General features: G+C 43.2%; 24 protein-coding genes and 1 tRNA gene. 13 read left to right on the forward strand and 12 right to left on the reverse strand.

The features are described 5' to 3' along the window. Nucleotides 1-64 precede the first annotated feature (64 nt). The 3 genes from SULKU_RS08625 to SULKU_RS14505 are packed head-to-tail and all read right to left on the reverse strand — an operon-like array spanning nt 65 to nt 1,778. Nucleotides 65-547, reverse strand: coding sequence for a GNAT family N-acetyltransferase (locus SULKU_RS08625; RefSeq protein WP_013460577.1), 483 nt, complete (start codon nt 545-547; stop codon nt 65-67). Between the two features lie 53 nt (nt 548-600). Then, nucleotides 601-1,053: a hypothetical protein gene (locus SULKU_RS08630; protein WP_013460578.1), complete on the reverse strand. Its 453-nt coding sequence runs from the start codon at nt 1,051-1,053 to the stop codon at nt 601-603. A gap of 59 nt (nt 1,054-1,112) precedes the next feature. Beyond that, nucleotides 1,113-1,778: a hypothetical protein gene (locus SULKU_RS14505; RefSeq protein ID WP_013460579.1), complete on the reverse strand. Its 666-nt coding sequence runs from the start codon at nt 1,776-1,778 to the stop codon at nt 1,113-1,115. Between the two features lie 117 nt (nt 1,779-1,895). Here SULKU_RS14505 and SULKU_RS08640 point away from each other — a divergent pair, with 117 nt between their 5' ends. Continuing rightward, nucleotides 1,896-2,219 carry a hypothetical protein gene (locus tag SULKU_RS08640; protein ID WP_013460580.1) on the forward strand — a complete coding sequence of 108 codons (324 nt, stop codon included), beginning with the start codon at nt 1,896-1,898 and terminating at the stop codon, nt 2,217-2,219. A gap of 2 nt (nt 2,220-2,221) precedes the next feature. Here SULKU_RS08640 and SULKU_RS08645 read toward each other — a convergent pair whose 3' ends face one another. Then, nucleotides 2,222-2,563: a cyclic-phosphate processing receiver domain-containing protein gene (locus SULKU_RS08645; RefSeq protein WP_041666790.1), complete on the reverse strand. Its 342-nt coding sequence runs from the start codon at nt 2,561-2,563 to the stop codon at nt 2,222-2,224. Nucleotides 2,564-2,568: 5 nt separating this feature from the next. Then, nucleotides 2,569-4,674 carry an AAA family ATPase gene (locus tag SULKU_RS08650; protein ID WP_013460582.1) on the reverse strand — a complete coding sequence of 702 codons (2,106 nt, stop codon included), beginning with the start codon at nt 4,672-4,674 and terminating at the stop codon, nt 2,569-2,571. A 139-nt stretch (nt 4,675-4,813) separates the two neighbouring features. Between SULKU_RS08650 and SULKU_RS08655 the strand changes: the two genes are divergently transcribed. From SULKU_RS08655 to SULKU_RS08670, 4 genes are read left to right on the forward strand one after another with little or no spacing between them, the layout of a single operon-like run. Next, a complete protein-coding gene (locus SULKU_RS08655) occupies nt 4,814-5,713 on the forward strand; it encodes a cell division protein FtsZ (protein ID WP_013460583.1) in 900 nt (299 codons plus the stop codon). Between the two features lie 29 nt (nt 5,714-5,742). After that, the gene (locus SULKU_RS08660; protein WP_013460584.1) at nt 5,743-6,045 is read left to right on the forward strand and encodes a hypothetical protein; all 303 of its coding nucleotides are present in this window, start codon (nt 5,743-5,745) and stop codon (nt 6,043-6,045) included. Between the two features lie 31 nt (nt 6,046-6,076). Beyond that, on the forward strand, nt 6,077-6,613 hold the full coding sequence (locus SULKU_RS08665) for a hypothetical protein (protein ID WP_013460585.1): 537 nt from the start codon (nt 6,077-6,079) through the stop codon (nt 6,611-6,613). Between the two features lie 5 nt (nt 6,614-6,618). Further along, nucleotides 6,619-7,548, forward strand: a complete 930-nt coding sequence (locus SULKU_RS08670; protein ID WP_013460586.1) for a helix-turn-helix transcriptional regulator — start codon at nt 6,619-6,621, stop codon at nt 7,546-7,548. 5 nt (nt 7,549-7,553) lie between these two features. Here SULKU_RS08670 and SULKU_RS08675 read toward each other — a convergent pair whose 3' ends face one another. Together SULKU_RS08675 and dnaA are read right to left on the reverse strand one after the other, a co-directional pair. Then, entirely contained in the window at nt 7,554-8,150 is a 597-nt protein-coding gene (locus SULKU_RS08675) for a hypothetical protein (RefSeq protein ID WP_013460587.1), read from the reverse strand. Between the two features lie 85 nt (nt 8,151-8,235). Then, a complete protein-coding gene (gene dnaA, locus SULKU_RS08680) occupies nt 8,236-9,567 on the reverse strand; it encodes a chromosomal replication initiator protein DnaA (RefSeq protein WP_013460588.1) in 1,332 nt (443 codons plus the stop codon). Nucleotides 9,568-9,808: 241 nt separating this feature from the next. Between dnaA and SULKU_RS08685 the strand changes: the two genes are divergently transcribed. After that, nucleotides 9,809-10,354 (forward strand): recombinase family protein, encoded by a 546-nt coding sequence (locus SULKU_RS08685; protein WP_281047843.1) that lies wholly within the window; start codon nt 9,809-9,811, stop codon nt 10,352-10,354. 134 nt (nt 10,355-10,488) lie between these two features. On the opposite strand, the gene SULKU_RS08690 is transcribed toward SULKU_RS08685, so the two are convergent. Together SULKU_RS08690 and SULKU_RS08695 are read right to left on the reverse strand one after the other, a co-directional pair. Continuing rightward, nucleotides 10,489-10,564, reverse strand: a tRNA-Ile gene (locus tag SULKU_RS08690). A 35-nt stretch (nt 10,565-10,599) separates the two neighbouring features. Continuing rightward, entirely contained in the window at nt 10,600-11,709 is a 1,110-nt protein-coding gene (locus tag SULKU_RS08695; protein ID WP_013460590.1) for an FtsW/RodA/SpoVE family cell cycle protein, read from the reverse strand. A 186-nt stretch (nt 11,710-11,895) separates the two neighbouring features. Between SULKU_RS08695 and SULKU_RS08700 the strand changes: the two genes are divergently transcribed. Genes SULKU_RS08700 through SULKU_RS08725 form a run of 6 tightly spaced genes read left to right on the forward strand, consistent with a single transcriptional unit; the run spans nt 11,896 to nt 17,922 of the window. Beyond that, nucleotides 11,896-12,873 carry an RluA family pseudouridine synthase gene (locus tag SULKU_RS08700; protein ID WP_013460591.1) on the forward strand — a complete coding sequence of 326 codons (978 nt, stop codon included), beginning with the start codon at nt 11,896-11,898 and terminating at the stop codon, nt 12,871-12,873. Next, complete coding sequence (locus SULKU_RS08705; protein ID WP_013460592.1) at nt 12,818-14,074, forward strand: fibronectin type III domain-containing protein; 1,257 nt, start codon at nt 12,818-12,820, stop codon at nt 14,072-14,074. Before SULKU_RS08700 ends, SULKU_RS08705 begins: the two co-directional genes overlap by 56 nt. Before the next feature lie 3 nt (nt 14,075-14,077). Beyond that, on the forward strand, nt 14,078-15,250 hold the full coding sequence (gene trmB, locus SULKU_RS08710; protein WP_013460593.1) for a tRNA (guanosine(46)-N7)-methyltransferase TrmB: 1,173 nt from the start codon (nt 14,078-14,080) through the stop codon (nt 15,248-15,250). Next, nucleotides 15,243-15,914, forward strand: a complete 672-nt coding sequence (locus SULKU_RS08715; RefSeq protein WP_013460594.1) for a cell division ATP-binding protein FtsE — start codon at nt 15,243-15,245, stop codon at nt 15,912-15,914. Before trmB ends, SULKU_RS08715 begins: the two co-directional genes overlap by 8 nt. Further along, a complete protein-coding gene (locus SULKU_RS08720) occupies nt 15,901-16,713 on the forward strand; it encodes a cell division FtsX domain-containing protein (protein ID WP_013460595.1) in 813 nt (270 codons plus the stop codon). The genes SULKU_RS08715 and SULKU_RS08720 overlap by 14 nt, the downstream gene beginning before the upstream one ends. Continuing rightward, entirely contained in the window at nt 16,714-17,922 is a 1,209-nt protein-coding gene (locus tag SULKU_RS08725) for a murein hydrolase activator EnvC family protein (RefSeq protein ID WP_013460596.1), read from the forward strand. Here the strand turns inward: SULKU_RS08725 and SULKU_RS08730 are convergent. Both SULKU_RS08730 and flgH read right to left on the reverse strand, forming a co-directional pair. Next, a complete protein-coding gene (locus tag SULKU_RS08730; protein ID WP_013460597.1) occupies nt 17,876-20,446 on the reverse strand; it encodes a cation-translocating P-type ATPase in 2,571 nt (856 codons plus the stop codon). The genes SULKU_RS08725 and SULKU_RS08730 overlap by 47 nt on opposite strands. A gap of 84 nt (nt 20,447-20,530) precedes the next feature. After that, on the reverse strand, nt 20,531-21,247 hold the full coding sequence (gene flgH, locus SULKU_RS08735; RefSeq protein ID WP_013460598.1) for a flagellar basal body L-ring protein FlgH: 717 nt from the start codon (nt 21,245-21,247) through the stop codon (nt 20,531-20,533). 57 nt (nt 21,248-21,304) lie between these two features. On the opposite strand from flgH, the gene SULKU_RS08740 reads away from it, so the two are divergent. Beyond that, nucleotides 21,305-21,748, forward strand: a complete 444-nt coding sequence (locus tag SULKU_RS08740) for a GatB/YqeY domain-containing protein (RefSeq protein WP_013460599.1) — start codon at nt 21,305-21,307, stop codon at nt 21,746-21,748. Between the two features lie 4 nt (nt 21,749-21,752). Here the strand turns inward: SULKU_RS08740 and SULKU_RS08745 are convergent, their stop codons facing one another. Further along, nucleotides 21,753-23,774, reverse strand: a complete 2,022-nt coding sequence (locus tag SULKU_RS08745; RefSeq protein ID WP_013460600.1) for a diguanylate cyclase — start codon at nt 23,772-23,774, stop codon at nt 21,753-21,755. Nucleotides 23,775-23,821: the final 47 nt, after the last annotated feature.

Consider the following 23,821-nt stretch of genomic DNA (forward strand, 5'->3'; position numbering starts at 1 on the left):
ATTTCCTGTATATCATTTATGTTGTCAATAGTATATCTTCAAATTTGGACATAATTTGTCTAGATTAGTTCTGCAAAGCCAATCTATAAAAAAGATTTTTTTTCACGCTTTTGTAATGTGCGAAGCCGATTTTTTCGTATTGTATGCGTGCAGTTGTGTATTCTTCATCGGCAGTGGTATAAAGGCTCAAATACTTTTTATTTTGCTTTCTTGCTTCATTGATTGCAAAAGCCAAAAGTTTTGAGCCTATTTTTTGTCCGCGATATTGAGGATCGACACAATACCATCCCAGCCAAACAGTATCCTCAACATCGTTTTCCGTATACAATCCGATTAAACCTGAGAGACTATCTGTATTCGGATCAATAGCAGTCCAATATGCCAATTCTACGATTCCAAGCTTTTTATGTACTTGGTGTTTTACTGGATTTAAACAGGCTTGAAGTGTCTCATATTCATATTTACCAAGGTCAGGAAAAACGGCATCACGCAAAGCGATTACACTGTTTAATGTCGATATATGCAGGGGTTGTATTTGGATGTCCATAAGCGTACTCCTCTGATTTGATAATCAAAGTATAGAAGAGAAAGTGGACAGTTTTATGTCAACAAGTTTTTCATTTCAGTGTCGAGCGGGATAATGAACGATCTTCTAATCTCAATATTGCCGTGTCCACGAGTCAAAAATTCCGCTACAGCATTAACAAATTGGATTCGGATTCCGTTTCCGCCGTTTCGCTCAACTTCAAACACTTTGAGAGAGTCTTCAAAATTGCAGATGCAATAGAGCAACTCCGCATCTTCCAGCTCAGGATCGTCCTCTTGGTCCAAATCAAAATCAAAAACGATTTGACCATCATTATGCAGTTCAGGATTACTAAGATTGAGATAATATTTATTACAGCATTTGTTTTCTTCGATAAATCGCGCCCATCCCAGCGGTTGCGTATAGACTCGATCAAAATAGACTGATTTTTTTGTCACTTCTCCCATGATGGCTTCATAGATATTTTTATAATCGACTTTTCGATTTGAACTGCCAATGGATATCATGTTTTATCTCCGATATTTTGAATAAGTGTAATTTGAAAAGTGGACAAAATGGTTCCAATCTATTTAAAGGTTTTATATACTTCTGTAGGAAATATTATGTCTTGAACACCTACTTTTTCTTTCCAGAAATTATAAATACCACGAGCAATAGGTTCAAATTCTTGTGCAGTAATAAAATCACTTTTTGCATTATTACAAACATGACATGCAAGCCTACAATTTTCCACACTGTATAAATTATGACCATCAGAAGTATCAACTCGTTCTATTTCTAAGGATACACCTCGTGTTTTTCGCTTTAATCTGACATATGGAGTACTTAAATTATTGACACCATCTAAAGAAATTTTTATTTTGCTTTGATTCACTCCACAATAACAACACGTTTCACCATTTTTAATCTGTTCTATATACCATCCATAAAATTCTTTCCAATCATGAAATTGAAATTCACCTTCGTTAGCACTACTTTTTTTATTACTATATTTCTGATATATTTCATCAATTGTTACTTTATCTGTAGACATTGAATCTTTAAGGTTTAAATATTCAATAATGTCTATATTAAAGATTTGATCTGCAATACATTTGTCAATTCCGCCATTTTTAGCATACATTTCTTTCAGTTTTTCTGCTGAAATCTCAATCTTCTCTGCAATTTGCGCATAAGTGCAAATTCGTTCGATAAACACTGTGTCAAAATATTTTTTCTCCAAATCTGTCATATCAAGCTCCAATCATTATTGTTGACATCATATCATTATTCGTTCTTAGTGAAGTGGATATTTACTGTCCACTTTCCATCCTATACTTCCCATATCACTTCACTACAAAGGTCACCTATGTCTATCAACACCCCTATTGTATTTATTGGTATCCCGCACTCTAATCCTGCTTTGGATGATGCGTTTCAAACATACATTTTAAATAATCTATCTCATCTTCGTATCGAACCTATCACGGTATTGGATGGCAAAAATATCCCTCAATGGAATTTTGTAAAAGCCTATTTTGTTGATGTCGCTCCAATTAATCCAGCCTTTAATCTGCTCATATCTGAGTTTGGCGGAAATGATGGAAGCGATTTAGATGCGATATTGATTGGATTTAATACGAGAAAGCATTATTTAAATCTGTTCGATACTCTTTTAGAACAGGCACAATAAATCTATTGTGCTTTCACTTCATTATATTTGAACTCCATATAAGTATGTAAATAGATTCGTATATTTTCTGCACCAACAGGGTTGGCAGAATGAACGATGAACGTGAAATTTTTCGGAATACTGATGATCCCATCCATATCCATCTCCACCAACCATTTTGCAAAATCATAACCTGATGGATGCACTTTCAACGTATTATCCATTCCTAAATCATGATCGAATGAGATAAACATAGGTACCCCGCAGGTAAGAATCAAATTTTGAGCATCTTTAACTGTTCTTGAAATGACGAAGGTTGGATCTTTGGGTGTTCGTATGTCGTCAAGATACAGTTTCCACTCCATGCATCTCATCGTAAAAATCCCATTTTTTTCAAATCATCATGCTGTTTGATTTTGACTTCATCTATCAATCGATCCAACAAATCATTTGCAGTTATTATCGGGGAAAACCGACTCTGTCTTCGAATTGCCGCAAAATCTCCCGGAGTGAGTCTGCTCAAACTTTTAATATCATTTTCAACAGATCTTGAAATGGTGTCAATCCCCATCAATATGGTCTCTTTCGTAAAGAGCTCCAATGATTGTTGGGGCTTGAGATACCCAAATTCAAGCTTGAGATCAAACCGTCGTAAAGATGCTTGATCCAGTCCATCCATTAGATTGGTAGTTGCTATAAAAATACCGTTATAGTTTTCCATCTGAACCAGCATTTCATTCACCTGCGTCACTTCCCATGATGCCTTAGCGGATCTACGATCTTGCAAAAAACTGTCCACTTCATCGAAGATCAAAACAGCATTTTCTTCCATTGCTTCTTTAAAAGCACGAGCGATATTTTTCTCAGTTCCACCAACCCACATCGACATCAGATCCGATCCTTTTTTGAGTAAAAATGGTCGATCGAGTTCACGTGCTATCCACTGCCCAAATGCACTTTTTCCTGTTCCTGGAGCACCGTATAAACAGATACGGGCACTTTGATGTTTAGCAATACCTGCAACCAGAGCTTTCAGATCATGCTCCGTATTGACGAATGATGGATCATAGCTTGAGGGAAGCTCAATTATCCCCTCTTTTTCAAGACCTCTAAACCCTTGTGCTTTCAATGTATTCTCAACAATCATTTCAAATGCTTTTGATGGTTCTTGCATATGATCTTGAATCGCTTGAACCACTTTGGCGGCACGTGTAATAATTGCCGGTGAAACATTTTCATTTTTGGCTATCTTTTCGATAACGGTATCGCTTAAAAAATCTCCTGAGTTGTTTTGGATAATTTCACGTCGTTTAGCCTTCGGAGGTACCGGGATTTCAATGACCATATCAAAGCGTCGAATGGTTGCATCATCGATAGCTCCTGCATTGTTGGTAATCCACACAGAGGGAACCACATTGTTTTCTAAAATGCGATTGAACCACCCCTTTTTATTTTGTTTTTTTCGTGGACCAAAAAGTCCGATTTCTTCATCTTGCATTACATCTTCGATCTCATCGAACATTAAAATGATCTTTTTCTTTTGCAATAATGTTTGAGCCGTTCGGTAGGCTCGTAGTCGTCGATCTCCATCGATAGGATCATCATCCTCATCAGCATAACTCACTTCAAAAAGCTCAATGTCGAGTTCTTTGGCTATGGTTTTGACCAGTTCAGTTTTGCCTGTACCGGGTCGACCATACAAGAGGATATTGACCCCTTTGTGTTTTGCTTCAATCGCTTCACGCATATAGGGAACTAATATATTTAGCTGCTCGGCGATATGTGTGTAATCATTCAATGTAAGATCATTCATCTCGCAGCGTCGAACGGAGTCTTTGATCATTGATTCGACATCGTCATCATCGCAAGTCATCATTTTTTCTATAAATCCGTTGTATGCTACATCTATTTTCTGGCGCATCGAATGGCTACTATTGCGATCGATACTCAAAAGTCCCGCCTGAGCTAAACGCCCCCTTGGTGATAAAGCCTTTTTAATTTCTTCTATACTGCGTCCTAATAATACACTTAATACAATCTGCAACTGTTCGGCGGTTAAATCCCCTATCGTTCGAGTCGCTTCATCAAATATCCTATAGTAGTTTAGATACACCACAAAACGGAGAACGTCTTGTTCTATCCCATCCAACCCGACCAATGAAGATAGTTTCGCAATATTTACCTCTAAAATAGGTGAAGAAGGCTTAGGACTTTTTTCCAGTTTACGCAATAGCTTTTCTAGACTTCCTAAAACTACTTGTCTCTTCTTTGGTTCATCACTGTTAATGTATTCACCAAATCCTAAAAAATCAGCGACATTATCATAATGGATCCGATTATCATCCATAAAATTTCGCATACCTCCGAGTTTTACAATACACATTAACGACCAATAAGCGATAAGCTCTTTACTGTGTGATTCTACATAGTAAGTCTCATTGATAGACAAATCTAGTGTGGTTTGTTTAGTGTTCATGATAAGCTCCGACTTTGAGATTATCGAACTATAACGCTACAATTGGACACTTTTTGTCCATTTAATAATCTTAAAACGAGACATTTTTTGTCTAGATAAATCGATACACTTCTTTAATCTCTAACAAAGGAAATTGCTTATGTATCCATTTGATCTTAATGAAACCAACTTGCAAAATAAACTCAAAATCGTTGCGATTGGGGTTGGAAGTAGTGGTGAAAACATTATCGAATACATCCAAAGACAAAAAGTTCAAGGAATAAAACTAATAATCGTCAATTCGTGGTATCAGGAGAGTAGTGAAGAGCTTTCTCAAGCATTATCTGATGCAGACATAGTTTTTATCACATTTGGCCTGGGTGGAAATACAACTAGCCTTTCTTCTCAAATCATCGCGAAAATCGCGAAAGAATCAAGTGCATTAACGATAGCTGTAGTGACCAAACCTTTTCGATTTGAAGGACAAAAACGACGTCAAATTGCCGATTCATGTCTAATGGAACTGAAAAATATATGTGATTCAGTTGTGGTAATACCCTGTGACAAACTACTCGAAAGCATAGATCCAACTACTAAAATACAAGATAGTTTTAAATTCGTTGATAGCATCGTTTCCAACGTGATATTTAGTATAAGTGGGGTGATTTTTTCAAGCGGAGACAATGATATTAATCTGGATATTAACGATCTTCGAACTATCATGAGTAAAAAAGGGAGTGCGATTGTAGGCATAGGAGAAAATCAGGGTAACAATGCAGCATATGAAGCCATCACATCAGCGATTGATTTGATGAGCACTGATGATCTCTCCATTAAAAATGCAACTGGAGTTCTGGTTCATTTTACGTTGCATCCAGAATTCGACTTTATAAAACTTAGTACTGCAATTGATATTATTCATAGCAATGTCGGTGAATCGGCTGATGTTATCTTTGGAACTACTACCGATAAAAATATCCCTATCGATTTTATACAAATCACTATCATTGCTACTGGCTTCGAGAAAGTACTCATGGTACCAGTGAACAATGTATTCTGATTTAAAGATAGATGCAAAGGAGCACGACAATGGAGTTTAAAGCGGAAGAAAAATTCCATAATGCACTTGGATATATGTGTGAACGGTATCCAGGATTCCAGACAAAAGATTTAAAACATATTATGAGTATTCTCAACACATCAATGCTCGACGGATTGTTTGAAAGACGAGAATACAAAAGAAAGCTTCAATATGTCGGAGAAAGCAATGAGCACTTTACGCATGGGCAAATATATGAATCATTGACATTTAATGGGGCGACTTATGAAATTATTGATGATACCATGGCACTCAATATTATAGGCCGTACGCATTTTGATAGAATAGGATAGAATCTTTATACTAAAAATGGAGAAAATAAAAATGGAAAATATGGTCAATGATGCTGTAGAAATATTCATCGAGTGGAAAGGACCATATACCTTAGATGAATTAAATACATTAAAAGATGACAATAAAGATTACGGTGTTTATCAAATATATGGAACGCATCCTGTATATGGTTCCCATGTATTACTATATATTGGTAAAGCTGCAGAACAAACATTTGGTCAAAGAATTGGACAAGAGGGTTGGTATTTGAATTCTGATAAAGACCATGTACAAATATATGTAGGGCGATTATTTGGAAAAAATCAACCAAATGAAGATGATTGGAATCACTTGATATCATTAGCAGAGCAATTATTGATATTTAGCCATTGGCCAGCTGGTAATTCATCAAATATAAATTCCATTTCTCGAAAAAAAGAAATGCTTGAAACATTCAAAAATATTCGAATCTATAATTATGATAACCACAGAAACTTGATGCCAGAAGTATCAGGAAAAATATATATTGAAGAGTTGGAATTTGACGATACACATATTTTTTCTACAAGTCGAAAGAAAAGGAAATAATAACCATGCCTCTTCATTTCGAAAAGACGGGTTCAAAATACGACCGTCTCTCTTATATCTACGACCGCCTCTCTCGCTCACCTGATGGAGTAACCATCAAAGACCTAGCCGAAGAACTCAAAGTCAGTACGAAAACTGTACAGCGTGACCTGCATGAAGCACTGTCAGGAAGTGGGGTTTATTGCGACGGACGGCGTTGGAAACTTAGCAGAAACAGTGCAGAAGACGGCTTAGCCAACGAAGAACGTATCGTTCTTGGTGTTCTTGATTCTTTAGCCAAACAAGCTGGTTCTGCTTTTTACAACAAAGCCCATCAGCTTTTGGAACAGGTAACCTGCCAGCTCGATCATCCCCTCTTTGCCAATCTCGATACTGAAACTCTCTCAGAAGATCATATTAAGACTTTTTCACTTCTCGAAAACGCTATTAAAGCTCGTCATGAAATCACCGCGATGTATACAGCAGTCAACAAACGCAAGCGTACTGTCAAACTAAAACCCCTTCGTCTCGCTTTTTTTGATGGCTATTGGTATTTGTTGGCATTTGATGCCGAAGACAAGGATACGTTTAAAAAATTCCATCTAAAATCACTCGCTGCTATCGTTGAAACCGAAGAATCGTTTATCTATCCCAAAGATGTTGCTTCAGCTATCGAAAAAGCATACTCGGTATGGTTTTCGCTCAATGACTCATTTGAAGTACGCTTATGGGTTGATAAAACCATCGCCCCCTACTTCGAACGTAAACCCTACCACGGGCAAAGCATCGAGGGTCGAGATCCGGATGGCTCCATCGAAGTCGTTTTGAAAATAACCGATGAAATGGAAATCCTCCCTATCGTTCAATGGTATCTACCGCATGTTCGTATTTTGGAACCGGAGTGGATCAATGAGATGCTCATGGAGAAAATTGCAACCTATACAAAAGGGCTTTAAGTCGATTAAAGCACCTTCCACCCTTCCAATTCTTTCCACAAGACTTCATCACGAACATACATCCACATCTCATCATCCGCTTCGCACTTGTTATTTTCAACTGTCCAAAGATCTTTTGGCATTTCATCCGCTCTAAAGATTCGTTCATTAAATCCTATTGAGTCCAGTATCTCGCTTATCTCATAATAACGTCGCAATCCCCTCTTTATGGTCGTCATCGGTCCACGAATAATGACAGGAGGGTTTTTACGGCGAATGTAATGGATTAGATTTTTTCCGATAATCTTACGCACGATACTGCGATTTACCGGATCAGAGAAATAATGCTTTGTAGATAGCCCCGATTGAGCATCTACATCACTTAGTTTTGAAAACCGGGCTTGCTTTTCATCATGTTTTTCAATCTCTATTTGATATCCAAAATTGACAATGGGTATATGCCATCGCAAACTCTCCCCAACGGCTTTATATTTTATTCTCAGTAGAACATAAAAACTGTTATCCACCCAAAAACGATACTCACTGGTATGCTCAATTGGATGATCCTGAAAAAAATATCCCTTATCGACTTCAACAAGTTTCATGCTTTCTGTAAGCATCATAGAAATAATCCTTATGATTTAATTATTTCAATGATACGGAGAATACGAGACACAAATATGTCCTAACAAATGGTATTTGTGTTTTTTAAATATTTGAAATTTTATTGATCATTTCATCGATCTTTAGTTTAAAATCATCATCATTTTCCATCATATCTTTAATTTTTTTCATGGTATGGCTGACAGCAGTATGATCTTTTAGCCCAAAATAACTCGCTAATTGAGGCATAGAATTTGGAGTTAATGTTCGAGATAGATAAATGGCTATACGGCGAGCATGGACTACTGGCACAGTACGATTATTAGAACGCATTTCACTTTGCTTTACGTTCAGCTCTTTTGCTACCAGTTCTAAAATAGAATCGATCGTGATTTCAGTTTTTTTCTCTTCAATCTGATTTTTCATTACACTGCGTGCGAATTCAAGATCCACTTCAATTCCCATGAGCTGTGAATAGGCATTGAGCTTGGTAATGATTCCCTCAATTTCTCGTGTATTGTTTTCAATAATCGTAGCAATGTATTGGATAATGTCGTTACTAAAACTAACACGATTGATTTCACACTTTTTTTTGATAATTTCCAGTTTTGTCTCCAATTCAGGCGACTGAATATCCGCTACAAGACCCCACTCAAACCTGCTAATAAGACGCTTTTCAATGCCCTTTATTTTTTTAGGATGTTGATCTGAAGTAATAATAATTTGTCTGTTTTCATTTTTTAGTGCTTCGAAGGTGTGGAAGAATTCCTCTTGAACTTTCACTTTTCCACTGAGAAATTGAACATCGTCAATAAGGAGTAAATCGCACTTCCGGTATTTATTTTTGAATTGTTCCATTTCGCCAATTCGTAAATAGCGTGAAAAATCATTGAGAAAATTTTCAACGGATGTATAGATGACTTCTTTGCCATAGTCTTTCAATACATTCCCAACTGCATGCATCAAATGCGTTTTACCTAAACCTACACCACCGTGAATAAATAACGGGTTATATACGATTCCAGGCTTTTTGCTAGCCATAATTGCTGCACGATAAGCAAATTCATTTGAACCTCCAACGATAAAGTTATCGAAGGTATATAAAGGGTTGAGAGGTGATCCGATGGTGGCTGTCTTTGAAGCATTTGAGCTTTCCATAAATGATGTCAATAAGACTTCATCATCACTTATGCGAAACGATATCGCTGGTTTAATATTTGTCTTTATTTCGAAGAGTGTTGCAATTAACTCTGCATGTTTTGATTGTATCCAGTTGGCAATCAGTGCATTTGGTGTGTCAAAGACGACACTATGCGGTTTAGATAATGCTTCATTGTATTTAAGTTGCTTGATGTAGCGTTTAAAATCAATTGGATTTACCCGTTTTTCAAGCTCTTCAATAATTAATTCGCCGATGCTAACATTTTTTTTATCCATAACGCTACCCGTATATTAATTTCAATTTATACTATCAAAATTGGTAGACAGGTTTTGTCCAATAAATGAAAAAATTATATGGTCTTACAAAACGATTGGATATCAAGTGTTTTCCGTACACTATGCCCTACCCTGCTTTTAGAAGCGAAAAAGCTGCCATAAACTATACGAAAAACCCTATCGGAATGATATAATAGTTGAATACTAACATTTGAGGTTTTCCGACATGCTAATAGGATATATGCGAGTATCAACCGATGGTGATCGACAAAGTACTGATTTACAACGAGATGCACTCATTAGTGCTGGAGTGGATGAGCGAAATATTTTTGAAGACAAAGCATCGGGAGCCAAAGATGATCGTGTCGGTTTGGCAAAAGCACTGGAGTATGTCAAAGAAGGTGATACACTTGTTGTTTGGAAATTGGATCGATTAGGAAGGTCCCTACCCCACTTGATCGAAATCATCTCACAACTCAAATCTAAAGGTGTCGGATTCAGATCTTTGACCGAGGGGATGGATACCTCCAGTGCGTCAGGAGAACTATTGTTTCATGTATTTGGAGCACTGGCACAGTTTGAACGTTCACTTATACAAGAACGGGTCAATGCCGGATTGGCAGCAGCACGTAAAAGAGGACGTATCGGCGGGCGACCGCGAGCAATTCCTCAAGAGAAGATGGATGCTATTTTGGAAGCCTTGAATAATGGAATGTCAAAAGCGGCCGTTTGCCGAACGTTTGAAGTGAAGCGATCGACGTTGATTGATACTTTGAAAAGATATTAAAATTCTTGAAACTATTTGCGGATTCTACGATTAAGAAGTACTATTCGTCCCCCGATTCGTCCCCTGTATAAAATCAGTTTTTATATCATTAGATTTAAATCCGAAGAAAGTGCGTTATTTAGGATGTTTGAAGGTGGTGGGTCAAGCAGGATTTGAACCTGCGACAACCCCGTTATGAGCGGGGGGCTCTAACCACTGAACTATTGACCCGGTTTTGAAAGAGCGCAATTATAAACGCTCTATCATTAGACGAAGCTTTTTTTACCCGTATCCCCGTAAAGATATCGGAAACGATAGGCGAGGAGATTTTCCAAAATCGCCAGAATGACCATAAAATTGATAAAACTGCTCCCCCCATAGCTGAACATCGGCAGAGGTACCCCTACGACGGGGGCAAATCCGATCGTCATGGCGATATTGACCGACATGTAGATGAAAAAGAGCAGCGATAATCCCCCTGCGACGACCTTTATATAATAATCCTCCGTCCAAAAGGCGATGATAAGCAGATGGACGATCAGTGCCGAATACAGAAGTATCAGTAAAAACGCCCCGAAAAATCCGAACCGCTCCACCACATAGGCGAAAATAAAGTCGCTCGATGCGATCGGCAAAAACTTCATTTGCGTCTGGGTGGCGTCCTCTTTATCTTTTCCGAAAAAGCCACCCGAACCTACGGCGATAATCGACTGCTCGACGTGATAGCTCGGTTTTTCACTGACAAAGTCGGTCAGACGCTGCCGCTGGTAATCATGCAGCTGCGAATAGATCAGCGGCAAAGAGATGATAAACGACACGATCAGACCGATCCACACTTTCCAATGTACCCCGACGATGAACAAGATTCCGTATCCCAGCATCATAAGTACCGTCGCCGTCCCCAAATCGGGCTCTTTGGCGATCAGGAAAAACGGCATCAGAATGAAAAACGAGAGTTTTATAAAATCTTTGAGCCGATACCCGTCGCGCGGAGGGGGATTTCGGCTGATCAGGTACGCCAGCATCAGTACAAACGCAGGTTTAAGCAGCTCCGAGGGCTGGAGGGTAAAATGGATAAACGGTATCTCGATCCACCGCTTCGCCCCCAGTCGGCTATGCCCCACGAACTCTACCGCGATTAAGAGCAATATACTCGTCCAATACGCAATCGGGATCATCCAGAGCATCCGTCGGATAGGGAGGAGAAAAAGGGTAATAAACACCCCGACCCCGACAAAAACATAAAACATCTGCTTTTGCCCGAGAGTCGGATGTATCTCGTAGATGAGCCAACCTGAAGTGAATATGAGCGGAATCAATAAGATAACCGTGATAAAATCAAAGTGTGCTAAAATTCGTCTATCAATATTAAGCACTACGGTCCTTCTTTAATTTTTGCTAATTGTAGCATAGCGGGCTTATACTAATTTTTTTTGAACGCAAAAGGAATAAAATCCCTTTTGCTGCGCTGGCCGCTAAGGCACTGAAGCTTGCCTTATTCTAAGGCAGAAGTTTACATTGTCTAAATGAATCTAAAAACAATAAACTAAAGGCACCCTATTTTGACACAAGAAGACTCAACGTTTACGACCGACGAAGCTGTTCGTCTGGACGTTTTTTTAACACAGCAGCTGGGACAGACACGCAACCAGATCACTCAGCTCATCGAACAAAACTGCGTTAGCGTGGACGGTAAAGAAACCGCCAAATCAGGATTGAAACTCAAACCTTCCCAAACGGTAATCATCCGCTTCCCCGAACAAAAATCGACTCCGGCGCAGGAGATCGATTTCGACGTCGATATCTTGTTCGAGGATGATGATATCCTCGTTATCAACAAACCCAGCTCCCTCACCGTCCATCCCGCACCGAGTGTGAAAGAACCGACCCTCGTCGACTGGCTCAAACACAAAGGGATTGCCCTCTCGACGCTGAGCGGCGAAGAGCGCCACGGCATCGTCCACCGACTCGACCGCGGTACGAGCGGAGCGATGGTCATCGCCAAAAACAACGAAGCCCACGAAGCCCTCTCGCTTCAGCTGCAGGACAAAACGATGGGGAGATACTATCTTGCGATCATTACCCCCGCGATGAAAGAGACCATCACCGTTATCGACCGCCCTATCGGACGAAGCGCCAACAACCGCCTCAAAATGGCCATCAGCGAGAGCGGGAAAAATGCCAAAACGGCATTTGCCAAACTTCTCCCAAGCCATGATGAGACCGAGGAACTGATCGCCTGCAAACTCTACACCGGACGGACCCATCAGATACGGGTTCATTTGGAGTCAATAAGCCGCCATATCATCGGTGATCACCTCTACGGAACTTCGGCAAAAAGCGATAAAATGGAACGTATATTGCTTCATGCCTATAACCTCTATTTTACCCATCCGACGACCTTAAAGAGGGTGAATTTCACCGCTCCTCTGGGAGACGTGATGGAAGATTATTTAACTAAACATTTTGATTCAAAGGAACTGCATGAACTCATCGATCCGCTACGCATTGAGCGCCTCTTTAGCACTGAGTCTCTTTAGCGGCTGTGCTCCTCAGCCTGTCACACCACAAAAAACCGTTACGATCGACTCATCCCTTCCTACCCCCTCATTAAACGGTTTTATTGCCGATATCACGTCGATCGCGTTTGAGTGGAAACTGATCGAAGATCCGCGCATCAGCGGCTATTACGTTTATCGCAACACTCCGGGTGCCGAAGATCAGAAGTTACAGCGCATCGCTACGATCGACAGCCGTTTCGCAACCCATTTCGTCGACAGCGACCTCAAACCCGGATGCGAGTACCAATACCGATTTTCCGCCATCACCAAAGAGGGGACAGAATCGATAGCGAGTGAAACCATGCTCGTCGCAACCCAGCCGATGATCGCTCCGGTCAGCTTTTTTCAAGCGGTCGGTAACATGCCGCGCAGTGCCAAACTTCTCTGGCGCCCGCATCCGAACGGCAAAATCAACGGCTATATCGTCGAACGAAGAGATGCAACCGAACAAAAATGGAACGCTATCGCTACCGTTTCAGGACGGCTGAATGCGGAATACATCGACCATGACCTAAAAGACGGGCAGGTATATCTGTATCACGTCAAAGCGACGACGTTCGACAAACTCACGACCGAGCCGAGCGAAGAGAGCAAAATCATCACCAAACCGCTCCCTCCGGAAATTCACAACATCACCTCGACCAACGATCTTCCGCGCGCCATTACGCTAACGTGGGAACCGAGTATGATCAGCGATTTGAGCCATTACAACATTTACCGTTCATCAACGCCGAACGGAAAATTTGAGTACTACGTCAAACTCGAAACTACTACCTTTACCGACAAAATCACCGAAGACGGGAAATTCTACTTTTATAAAATCACCGCAGTCGACAAAGACGGTTTAGAGAGCCTCCAGCCCTCCGTTGCCACACAGGGTTCAACCCTCTCAAAACCTCAGACGCCGATCGCCTATGAGGGGAAAATAAACAATAAAGTAGTCGAGCTGCAATGGAAAAATACCGATCCGCGGAGTGTCAGCTATACCGTCATCAAAACAACAAAAACGAGCTGGGTCACCCGAGAGACTATCGATATCAACAACATCACCGAAACCAGCTTCCGCGATACCGATATCAAACCCGATACCGGCTATCTGTATGAGATTGTAAGCGTCGACAAGAACGGTATCCGTTCGCTTCCGACGCAAGCCGTCGAACTCAGCTATGAGGCCAAATAACGAATGCCGCATTTAAATCTCGAATCATTTAAGCCCCTCACCTATCCGACGCAATGCGGCGAGGTTGAATTTCTGTTCCAAGCGGACTACAAAAATCCCGATGAGGGGGCACTGATCGCTACCCGTTATAAGGGAAGAGAATTCTTTTTGGTCTACAAAAACGGCGCAAAAAAACTTCTCAAAAGCGATAAGATCACCCGTCCTTCACCTAATTTTATCCTCAAACACGCATTGCTGGCATATGCGGAGTGCTCCGGTTCCCCTATCCTCGATTCAAACGTCGATAACGCACCGGAAAACACCCACCTCAAAACGCACGACGCGCTGAAAACCATCTCCTATTTCGCCGAAAATTTCCCTAAGAATCGTGAAGTGCGTATCGAGGTAGGCTTCGGCTCCGCCCGCCATCTGCTCCATCAGGCGGCCGCAAATCCCGATGTGTTGTTTATCGGGCTGGAGATTCATAAACCTTCCATCGAGCAGGCGCTCAAACAGATCGTGATTCAAAACATCACCAACATCATGATCATCGATTACGACGCACGGCTGTTTTTAGAATTCGTCCCCTCCAACATCGTCGGCAAAATCTACGTCCATTTTCCGGTGCCGTGGGATAAAAAACCGCACCGCCGCGTTATCTCCGAAGCGTTTTTGAAAGAATCCGAACGTGCCTTGCGCGTCGGCGGTACGCTGGAACTGCGCACCGACAGCGAAAACTACTACCGTTTTGCGCTGGAAACTTTCAGTTCGCCCGCGATCAGCCGTTTCGACGTGCGTAAAAACCAAGAGATCGCTATCGTGAGCAAATATGAAGATCGCTGGAAAAAGATGGAAAAAAACATCTATGACGTCACCTTCACCTGCGAAGCAGAGTCTCCCGAACCTGATATCATCGGAAATTTTACATTCTCCGGCGGTGCAGTCGATCCGAAAATTATCGACCGTCTCTCCACTGAGACCTACAAACGCGAGTGGGGATTTTTGCATGTCGAGCGCACCTTCACCGTCGGTGAAAACGGCAGTATGATCCGTCTGGCGATGGGGAGTTTCGATCGTCCCGAAAGCACCTATGTTTTGATCGAAAACGGTGCTGCCCGATACTACCCTTCGTTTCCCGTCCGCTCCTCCGCAAATCTCCAAGCCCACATCCTATTAGACGAGTTGATCCATGGATAAAGTTATTATCGCCGAAAATCTCTCCCTTTCGTACAAAGAGTTTGAAACCATCATCAGCAAAGCAAGTTTCTCGATCGATGCGGGGGCTTTTGTTTTTGTCACCGGTGCCAGCGGAAGCGGCAAATCCACCTTGTTGAAATCGCTCTACGGTGCGATCGAACCACGTGCGGGGCAGCTGATGGTCGGCGGGGTGAAGATGAACCGCATCAGTACCTCGAAGCTCAATTTTCTCCGCCGACATATCGGAATCGTCTTCCAAGATTATAAGCTGATCAAAGAGTGGACAATTGAGAAAAACGTGATGCTTCCGCTCATCATCTCAGGCTATACCAAAGACATCAGCGGACCGCAGGTGCAAAAACTCCTCGGCCACGTTAAACTGATCCATCAAGCGGGAAAATATCCCCCTGAACTCTCCGGAGGAGAACAGCAGCGTGTCGCCATGGCGCGTGCCCTCGCCCACAACCCGATCCTGATTCTGGCGGATGAACCGACCGGAAACTTGGACGAATATTCATCCGAAGTGATCTGGAATCTGTTGGAGGGGGCGAACACCCAGCTCAAAACGACCATCGTCGTCGTAACCCACCGCATCCCCTCTTCCATAAAAGTTCCGTATAAACATTATCATATTGAGATGGGGAATATCCATGAAGTCTCTTAAAAATCATATCTCACTCATCATAGCCCTCTTTACCGTATTGTTTTCGGTTCAGATTTATGTAGCCGTCGACCGTACTATCGGTGCGTATGAGAACCGTCTGAAAAACGATTATTCCATTGTCGTCGTTTCCAATAAAGTTCTCAATCCGCACGATTTTAAAGCGATGGATTCGATTATCGAGAGAAGCGAGCCGATCGCGACCGATCAGGTGCTCAAGCGTCTTCAAGGGGAGATGACGAAAAAAAATCTTGACTTATTGAAGCTCACTTTGCCGAAATTTTACCGCGTCTATCTGAGCCGTTTTCCGACTCCCGAAGAGATACAAAAACTTCAGAAAAAACTCGAAAAAAATCCGGGGATCGAACGGGTTGAAGGGTATGCCCAGACCCACGATACCGTCTACAAGCTGATGCTTTTGTTTAAAGACGTCGTTCAGATTTTCTCTATCGCCATTGCGGCGGTTACGTCTCTTTTGATCCTCAAAGAGATGCGCCTTTGGCAGTTTCAGCATGCCGATCGGATGTCCATCATGGCCCTTTTCGGTGCACCCGTCTGGCTCCGTTCCGCGGTACTGTTTCGTCTTGCCATCGTCGATGCCATTATCGCGACCGTCGTCTTGTGTCTCGCCTTTTTCATGATCGACCAATACGGATGGATGGATCTTTTGCTGCGAACGGTAGGGATCAGTATTCAGCTGTTCGATTTTATCCATGACGGCTTCCGCTCGCTCTTGATCGCACTGGGCGTATCGATTATTCTGACGTTGACAATCGTAATCGGAAGCGAAGAAGAGGAATAAATGAAAACCTCTTTTTCCCTTGTTCTCATTGCATTGCTCTCTACATCGCTGTATTCGGCAAAAATCGATGAGAAGATCAAAACCACCTCCAAAAAGTTGATTGAAACAAAACAGACCTATTCCACGCTCAATGCGAAATTGGAAGAGACAGCCTCCAAAATCATTCAGCAGCGCCAAATCGTCGGTTCCCAGCAGGAACATATTAATTCTCTTGTCGAAGAGCTTCAATCCAAAGAGACAATCTATCAATCCAACAAATCAACCCTCAAAGGGCTGGAAACACAGCAAAACTTCCTGATCAAAACCCAAAACGAAATAGAGCAGCGGCTGGTTTTCGCCATTGCACGTAACACCTCCATCTCTTTGCTGATCAACGATGATCGGGCAAAAGAGGCTGATGCCATCATCACCGAAGAGGCACTGAAGCTTCATCTTAAACAGATCAATCAGGAGATCAAAGATCTCAACGCTATTTTTGTTGCCAATAATGAAAAGATTAACGGGCTCGCATCCCAAACGACCGTCCTTAAAAAATCGATTGCCGTAATCGATCAGCAAAAAAACAAGGTTTTAGAAACTAAAAAAGAGAATGAAAAGGCGATTGCCAAACTCGAAAAAGAGAAAAGTGAGTATAAAAAATCGTTAGATAAGATTCTCAATCAGCAGCGTTCGCTACAAAATACTCTTGCCAGTCTCAACATTATAAAACGCGCAGAGCTTAAACCTAAAAAAGCACCTCCTCCGCTTCAAAAACCGGGCAGCAAACCGATCCCTGCTGACGTGCAGCAAGCGGTGGCACAATACAGCCCTTCCAGCGTTGCGGCCTATTCGGGTGAACGTACCATCGCTCCGCTGGACGGGTATGTCGTAACCAAACGGTTCGGTCCCTATACCGATCCGATCTACGGCATCAAAATTTTCAACGATTCCGTCTCTTTGCGTCCGACCGAATCGGATGCCAAAGTCAAATCGGTCCTGAACGGCAAAGTTATTTTGGCCAAACCGACGGCTATGCTTGAAAACGTCATTATTATCGAGCACGATAACGGCCTGCACACCATCTATGCCCACCTAAACATCATCGCCCCTACCGTAGAGGTAGGCAAACGGCTAAAACAGGGTTCGATCATCGGAAGGGTCGGAAAAGAGCTGATGTTCCAGGTCACCCAGCGCAATGCCCACATCGATCCGATGCAGATGATACGTTGAGAACTTTACGGTTCTTTTTCAGACCCCATTCCAGCCATTTATAGCTCTCGATCAATATAAAGACCAAAACGGTAGCCGCACCGATCCAGGCAAGCATTTCCCCATCCGGAGAGACGGCATGGAACCATTGTGGCACAACATAGAGGGCGACGGCCTGAAGCGCCAATCCGATTCCGATTCCGATCCAAATAGCCGGATTGATCGTTATACTGTTTCGGATATTGTAAAAAAAAGGCTCTTCCTCTTTCTGGGCCAGGATGCCGTTTACCCATTGCGATGTCACGATGATACAAAACGATACCGTAAGGGCTATCTCATAGCTGTACCCTTCCATTAGCATATGATAAAAAACGGCCAGCGTCACCGATGCGTTGACAACCGAAACCCATCCGATCCTGGCTACCTGCCAGCGATCAAAAAACTGTTTTTCCAGCCGCCTCGGAAACCTCTTCATCACGTTCCCCTCTTCCCGGCACACCGGAAACGTCTTATCCGTTACCCCGTCGGTTACGATGTTTATCCAAAGTATCTGAGTCGGATGTATCGGCAGCGGGAGCCCCATGATGATCGCTCCGCTGATAAGAAGTATTTCATCGAAACAGGTGGCGAGAAGATAAAAAATAACCTTTCGTAGATTGGCGGTAATGATTCTCCCCTGCCGGATTGCATCGACGATAACCCCGAGATTATTGTCCGTTATCACCATTTTTGCCGTCGATTTTGCCGCTTCGCTGCCGTTGCCCATCGCGATTCCCAGATCGGCCGCTTTCAGAGCCGGAACATCGTTAACCCCATCCCCGGTTACGGCGACGATTTCCCCGTGTTCCTGAAGTAGTTTGACGATACGGTATTTATGCTCCGGCAGTGCCCGGGCGATGACCGTGCACCCCAAAAGTGCGGTATGAAGCTCTGCATCCTCCATCCTTTCGATTTCACTGCCGTTGAGAATAGTCTCCCCCTCCTTCCATATTCCCACTTCTTTGGCTATGACGCGTGCCGTTATCGGATTATCCCCCGTCACCATCACGACACGGATTCCCGCCTCCTGTGCCTGAGCGACCGCATCCGTAACACCGCTTTTCGCCGCGTCGGCAAAGCCGATCAAACCGACGATGCGAATGTTCCATGCCGATGCATCTTCCCATTTATCATCGCTGATCCCGAACGCAAGCAGGCGAAGACCCGCGTGAGCCATCACATCGTGGGCATTATCGAGCGTCTGCAACTCAACATCGGGATTTATCGCCATAGCCCTAAGCGCTTCATACGCCCCTTTTATGTAGAGGCGCTCTTTCGTTTCGTTTTGATTGATCGTAGCCATATAACGCGATTGCGGATCAAACGGATGATAAAAAATACGGGGATGGCTGTTTCGGATCGAAATGTACTCTTCGCCGATCCATCGAACCAGTGCCGTCTCTACAGCATCGCCTCGCTCTGCGGTGGCATCGTTGCATAATACGGCACACTTTTTCAACTCCTCGTGATCCAATGCCTCCGTCTGCCGAACCGATAAAAACCCTTCGGTAATGGTCCCGGTTTTATCGGTGGCAATCACCGATGCGCTTCCCAACGCTTCGACCGAGGGGAGATGACGGACCAGTACTTTATGGTGGCTGAGCCGGTATGCGCCCAATGCCAAAATAAGGGTCACAACGATAGGAAGCCCCTCCGGAGCTGCCGAAACCAGCTCGGCAATCAAAATAGAAGCCATTTCTCCGTGGCTCCGCCCCTGCAGTACCCCTACAATCCCGACAAGGAAAAGCATTCCGATCAGAACGATCATCAAACGTTTGGAAAATATGGCCAGCGCGCGCGTGAGGGGAGAATGGGGGGATTGTTCTTTTGCACTTCGTGCGATGGACGCCAAGTAGGTATTTTCTCCCGCCGCGGTAACAATACCCCTTGCCGTTCCCTTGATGATATGCGTTCCGGAAAAAAGCATATTGTTCCGTTCATACGGAAGCGCCTCGATCGGGAGGATACTATTTGCCTCTTTAGCACTCGGGACCGATTCTCCCGTCAAAATCGCTTCGTCTGCCTGCAGACCATGCGATTCGATCAGGCGGATATCAGCAGGAACAAGATCTCCCTCCCCTAACAAAACAACATCGCCCAAGACAACTTCATGGGAAGGTATCAGTGCTTCCAGTCCTCTTCGTATAACATTCACATGTGTTTCGGTCAATTTTTTCAATGCTCTGATGGAGGTTTCAGCCCTGTATTCCTGAGCAAACCCCAATAGACTGTTGATGATGAGAATCCCTGCGATTATCATGCTGTCCGTTCGATGTCCCATCATTAACGATAACACTGCCGCAACGATCAAAATAGCAACAATAGGGCTTTTAAACTGTCCTAAAAAAATTGAGAAGTAAGAGCGCTCCTCTTCTTTAAGCGTATTGAACCCGTATATACGAAGACGTTTATCCGCTTCATTAGCTTCAATACCCGACGGGGAGCTTTTTAATAAATCATACAGTTCTTCAGGGGTTTTTGTATACGAATAATCAGAATTGTTCATTATTGCCTCTTTACTGCCTTATGAGGCTGCAAAGAGTTATATTAGCGTACTATCGCCCTATTCGGGGTAAGAGGGAAGATTTTCTTAAAATGGCCAAACCGCTTCGACCAGTTTGCTTCCCCAGCCGCGCTGGGTTGAGCGATCTACATCCCCTTCATTGGCATATAGGATTTTGGCATCGGAAATTTTTGCCGAGTTAATCTGATTATTCTGATCGATGTCATACGGACGGATGACACCGCTTAGCTGCATGATCTGTTTTTGATCATCCACCATGATTTCTCGGCGCCCGGTAATAAAATAGTTTCCGTTTGACATAACTTTAACGATTCTAGCAGAAACCGTCGTGGTAAACGAAGCGTTTTTAGTGGCACTGCCGGATCCGGCATACGAAGAGGTCGATCCGCCGGTGAATCCGATATTCGATAATCCGTTCAGTTTATTGACCGCCGAATTAACCGTCGAGTTTGCTCCGGCTGAAGTGAATACTCCACCGTTCAAGCCTAATGTATCAGCTTCGGAAAGGGCTTTTTTACCGACATTCGAGCTGCTTGCCGTCTCCGAGATCACGACCGTGACCACATCGTTTACATGCATTGCTTTATGATCGGAAAAAAGAGGACTGTCCCCCTGACCGAACAGGCTGCCTCGGGCGACAAAACTGTTCTCTTCTTCACGCGACGGCATCTCTTCGACATATTTCGGAGGGGTAAATGTGATTTCAGGCTCTGTCAGACGCGCAGTACAACCGCTCAGCAACAATGACGCAGATAAAATTGATAAGTAAAGGGATATGCGCATTATTCCATCCAATTGATATTTGGCTATAATAAGCAAAAATAGTTCCAAGGGATAGAAATGAGTTTAAAAGAACAAATCAATAATGACATCAAAACGGCTATGAAAGAGAAAAATGTTCCGTTACGCGATGCTCTTCGTCTTCTAAGCAGCGCCATGAAGCAAATCGAAGTGGATGAGCGAAAAGAACTCAGTGATGAAGATATTATTAAAATTATCCAAAAACAGGTGAAACAGCGCAATGACGCAATGAGCCAGTACCGTGATGCGGGACGGGAAGACTTGTATGAAAAAGAGGCTTCCGAAGCGGCTATTTTTGAAACGTATCTGCCGAAACAACTGAGCGACGAAGAGTTGGAAAATGCCATCCGCGCCATTATCACCCAAACCGGTGCCGAAACGATGAAAGATATCGGTAGAGTCATGGGAGCCGCTTCCAAAGAACTCGGTGCTCAGGCTGACGGAAAACGGATCAACGAATGCGCTAAAAAACTTTTGAGCTAAATCCTTAGCTCAACTGATGCGGGCGGCCCAGATGGAACCCCTGCGCGTAATCGACTCCGATCTCTTTTAGGATAGCGAGTGTCTCTTCATCTTCGACATACTCGGCTATCGTCTCTTTTCCAAACTCTTTTGCGATTTGGTGTATATGTTTTACAAAAATACGGTCTTTTTCATTGACCACGATATTTTTGACAAACTCACCGTCGATTTTAACAAAATCGGTATCGAAATACTTCAGATAAACAAACGACGAAAAGCCTGAACCGAAATCATCCAGCGCAAAACTGATCCCTCTTTGTTTCATCTGCTCGATGATATCCATCAATCCGTTGACGTTATGAATCGCTTCGCGTTCCAAGATTTCGATCGTGACACCCGTGTTTTTGTCCGGATGAGGAGAGCGTTTGTAGTGATCTTCGATAACACTGACATACGTGTCTCCAAAGAGGCTTTTGGTTGAAAGATTAAAGAAAAAGCGTTTATCCCATAACCCTTTCTCTTCCCGTGCATACAGCCCTTTTGTCAGAATAATCTGATCGATCTTCGACGCAAATCCTAAGCTTTCCGCAACATCGATGAACTGCCCGGCCGCCATATAGCGCTTGCCGTCACGAATACGTGCCAATACCTCATAACCGAATATCTCTCCGCTTCGTACATTATAAATCGGCTGAACAAACGGCTCAATCCGATCTTCGTCGATGGCACGGCGAAGGAACTCCCCTTTTTTCTGAATCTCGCTCGCCATCTCCTGATCGCTCTGATCGGCGCGGGCGATCGTATTTTTTCCCGCCCGTTTGGCTTTGTACATCGCCAAATCCGATCCCGTAAGAAGCGACTCGATGTTTTCGCCCTGTTCCGGATATTCCGCGATTCCGAAACTCGCTGTTAGCGATACCTGATCGAACATCAACGAAATCGGCGTCGATTCAAGGGATGCGCGAAGTTTTTCGACTACGGCATACCCGTTCTCGTACGGCGTCTCCGGCAAAATCACCGCAAACTCATCCCCTCCGATACGGGCAAGAATATCCGCATTGCGAAGTTTGGAACCGAAAATTTCGGTCACCTCTTTGAGTACCAAATCACCCGATGCGTGCCCGTAGGTATCATTGATGTATTTAAAATTATCCAAATCGATCATCAGCACCGTAAACTTATGGCGGTGACGGAGAGACCGTTTTACCTCGTAACTCAAAAACTCTTCGAACTTTCGGCGGTTATACAATCCGGTCAAATAATCGCGGTCGGAAAGTTCCTGGAGCTTTTCATAATAGTCTTGAATCGAATCGAGCATTTTATTGAAATAGTTCTCGATATTTTTGACTTCCAAAATCTTTGTTTTGAGGCTGATCCGTTTTGCCATGTCATTATTGCTGATAATATCCTGGATCATCAGAATGAACTGCTTAATCGGCTGAACCAACAATGAATTGAGTTTGTAATACAAAACGGCAAAAATGATGACGGTGAACAGGATAAAAAAGATGATAAACGAGTTGATCATCGTCGTCAACGATATTTTTAGGTTTGCAACCGGGAAGCGGACGTCAATAACGCCGTTAATGTCTCCGACTTTTGCATTGGTATGGCATTTGATACACTCTTGGTTAACGACGATCGGATAAAGGTAGCGGATATCGTCCTCACCGGTCAATATCTCGTTCCCCCGCATTGCCTGAGCGACCATCGGATCGTGTTCACGAACCTGTTTGTCTATCGTCCGGTCCCCGAAAAGCTCTGCAACGATAGGACTTCGATAGGCGCTGATCCGCATTTGCGGCTCAACTTTATTCAAGCGGACAATAATCGCATCAAGTTCTTCTTTGCTCCACCCTTTTTCCATGGCCGAATAAAGCGCTTCAAATGCCAAACGGCTGGTTTTACGCGCATCCACGCGGGCAAGATCGTCAATCGCCTGCTTTTTGATATACACACCGTACAAAAATGCGACGGCCAAACTGGTCACCAGCGAGAGTATAACCGTTTTAGCAATAAGCTGTTTGTACGTTGTGTATGATTTCATTCCCCATTCCTGACATGACGATAAATTAAATTATTATAACATTAAAT

The sequence above is a fragment of the Sulfuricurvum kujiense DSM 16994 genome (genome assembly GCF_000183725.1).
In the GTDB taxonomy this organism is placed as follows: domain Bacteria; phylum Campylobacterota; class Campylobacteria; order Campylobacterales; family Sulfurimonadaceae; genus Sulfuricurvum; species Sulfuricurvum kujiense.

Coding starts and splice junctions, on each gene's coding strand:
- SULKU_RS08745 (WP_013460600.1), bottom strand. CDS start 23,774: ATGAAATCATACACAACGTACAAACAGCTTATTGCTAAAACGGTTATA.
- flgH (WP_013460598.1), bottom strand. CDS start 21,247: ATGCGCATATCCCTTTACTTATCAATTTTATCTGCGTCATTGTTGCTG.
- SULKU_RS08685 (WP_281047843.1), top strand. CDS start 9,809: ATGCGAGTATCAACCGATGGTGATCGACAAAGTACTGATTTACAACGA.
- SULKU_RS08655 (WP_013460583.1), top strand. CDS start 4,814: ATGTATCCATTTGATCTTAATGAAACCAACTTGCAAAATAAACTCAAA.
- SULKU_RS08640 (WP_013460580.1), top strand. CDS start 1,896: ATGTCTATCAACACCCCTATTGTATTTATTGGTATCCCGCACTCTAAT.
- SULKU_RS08740 (WP_013460599.1), top strand. CDS start 21,305: ATGAGTTTAAAAGAACAAATCAATAATGACATCAAAACGGCTATGAAA.
- SULKU_RS08665 (WP_013460585.1), top strand. CDS start 6,077: ATGGAAAATATGGTCAATGATGCTGTAGAAATATTCATCGAGTGGAAA.
- SULKU_RS08625 (WP_013460577.1), bottom strand. CDS start 547: ATGGACATCCAAATACAACCCCTGCATATATCGACATTAAACAGTGTA.
- SULKU_RS08660 (WP_013460584.1), top strand. CDS start 5,743: ATGGAGTTTAAAGCGGAAGAAAAATTCCATAATGCACTTGGATATATG.
- SULKU_RS08670 (WP_013460586.1), top strand. CDS start 6,619: ATGCCTCTTCATTTCGAAAAGACGGGTTCAAAATACGACCGTCTCTCT.
- SULKU_RS08715 (WP_013460594.1), top strand. CDS start 15,243: ATGGATAAAGTTATTATCGCCGAAAATCTCTCCCTTTCGTACAAAGAG.
- SULKU_RS08645 (WP_041666790.1), bottom strand. CDS start 2,563: ATGGAGTGGAAACTGTATCTTGACGACATACGAACACCCAAAGATCCA.
- SULKU_RS08675 (WP_013460587.1), bottom strand. CDS start 8,150: ATGATGCTTACAGAAAGCATGAAACTTGTTGAAGTCGATAAGGGATAT.
- SULKU_RS08630 (WP_013460578.1), bottom strand. CDS start 1,053: ATGATATCCATTGGCAGTTCAAATCGAAAAGTCGATTATAAAAATATC.
- SULKU_RS08730 (WP_013460597.1), bottom strand. CDS start 20,446: ATGAACAATTCTGATTATTCGTATACAAAAACCCCTGAAGAACTGTAT.
- SULKU_RS08650 (WP_013460582.1), bottom strand. CDS start 4,674: ATGAACACTAAACAAACCACACTAGATTTGTCTATCAATGAGACTTAC.
- SULKU_RS08705 (WP_013460592.1), top strand. CDS start 12,818: ATGAACTCATCGATCCGCTACGCATTGAGCGCCTCTTTAGCACTGAGT.
- SULKU_RS08725 (WP_013460596.1), top strand. CDS start 16,714: ATGAAAACCTCTTTTTCCCTTGTTCTCATTGCATTGCTCTCTACATCG.
- dnaA (WP_013460588.1), bottom strand. CDS start 9,567: ATGGATAAAAAAAATGTTAGCATCGGCGAATTAATTATTGAAGAGCTT.
- SULKU_RS08720 (WP_013460595.1), top strand. CDS start 15,901: ATGAAGTCTCTTAAAAATCATATCTCACTCATCATAGCCCTCTTTACC.
- trmB (WP_013460593.1), top strand. CDS start 14,078: ATGCCGCATTTAAATCTCGAATCATTTAAGCCCCTCACCTATCCGACG.
- SULKU_RS14505 (WP_013460579.1), bottom strand. CDS start 1,778: ATGACAGATTTGGAGAAAAAATATTTTGACACAGTGTTTATCGAACGA.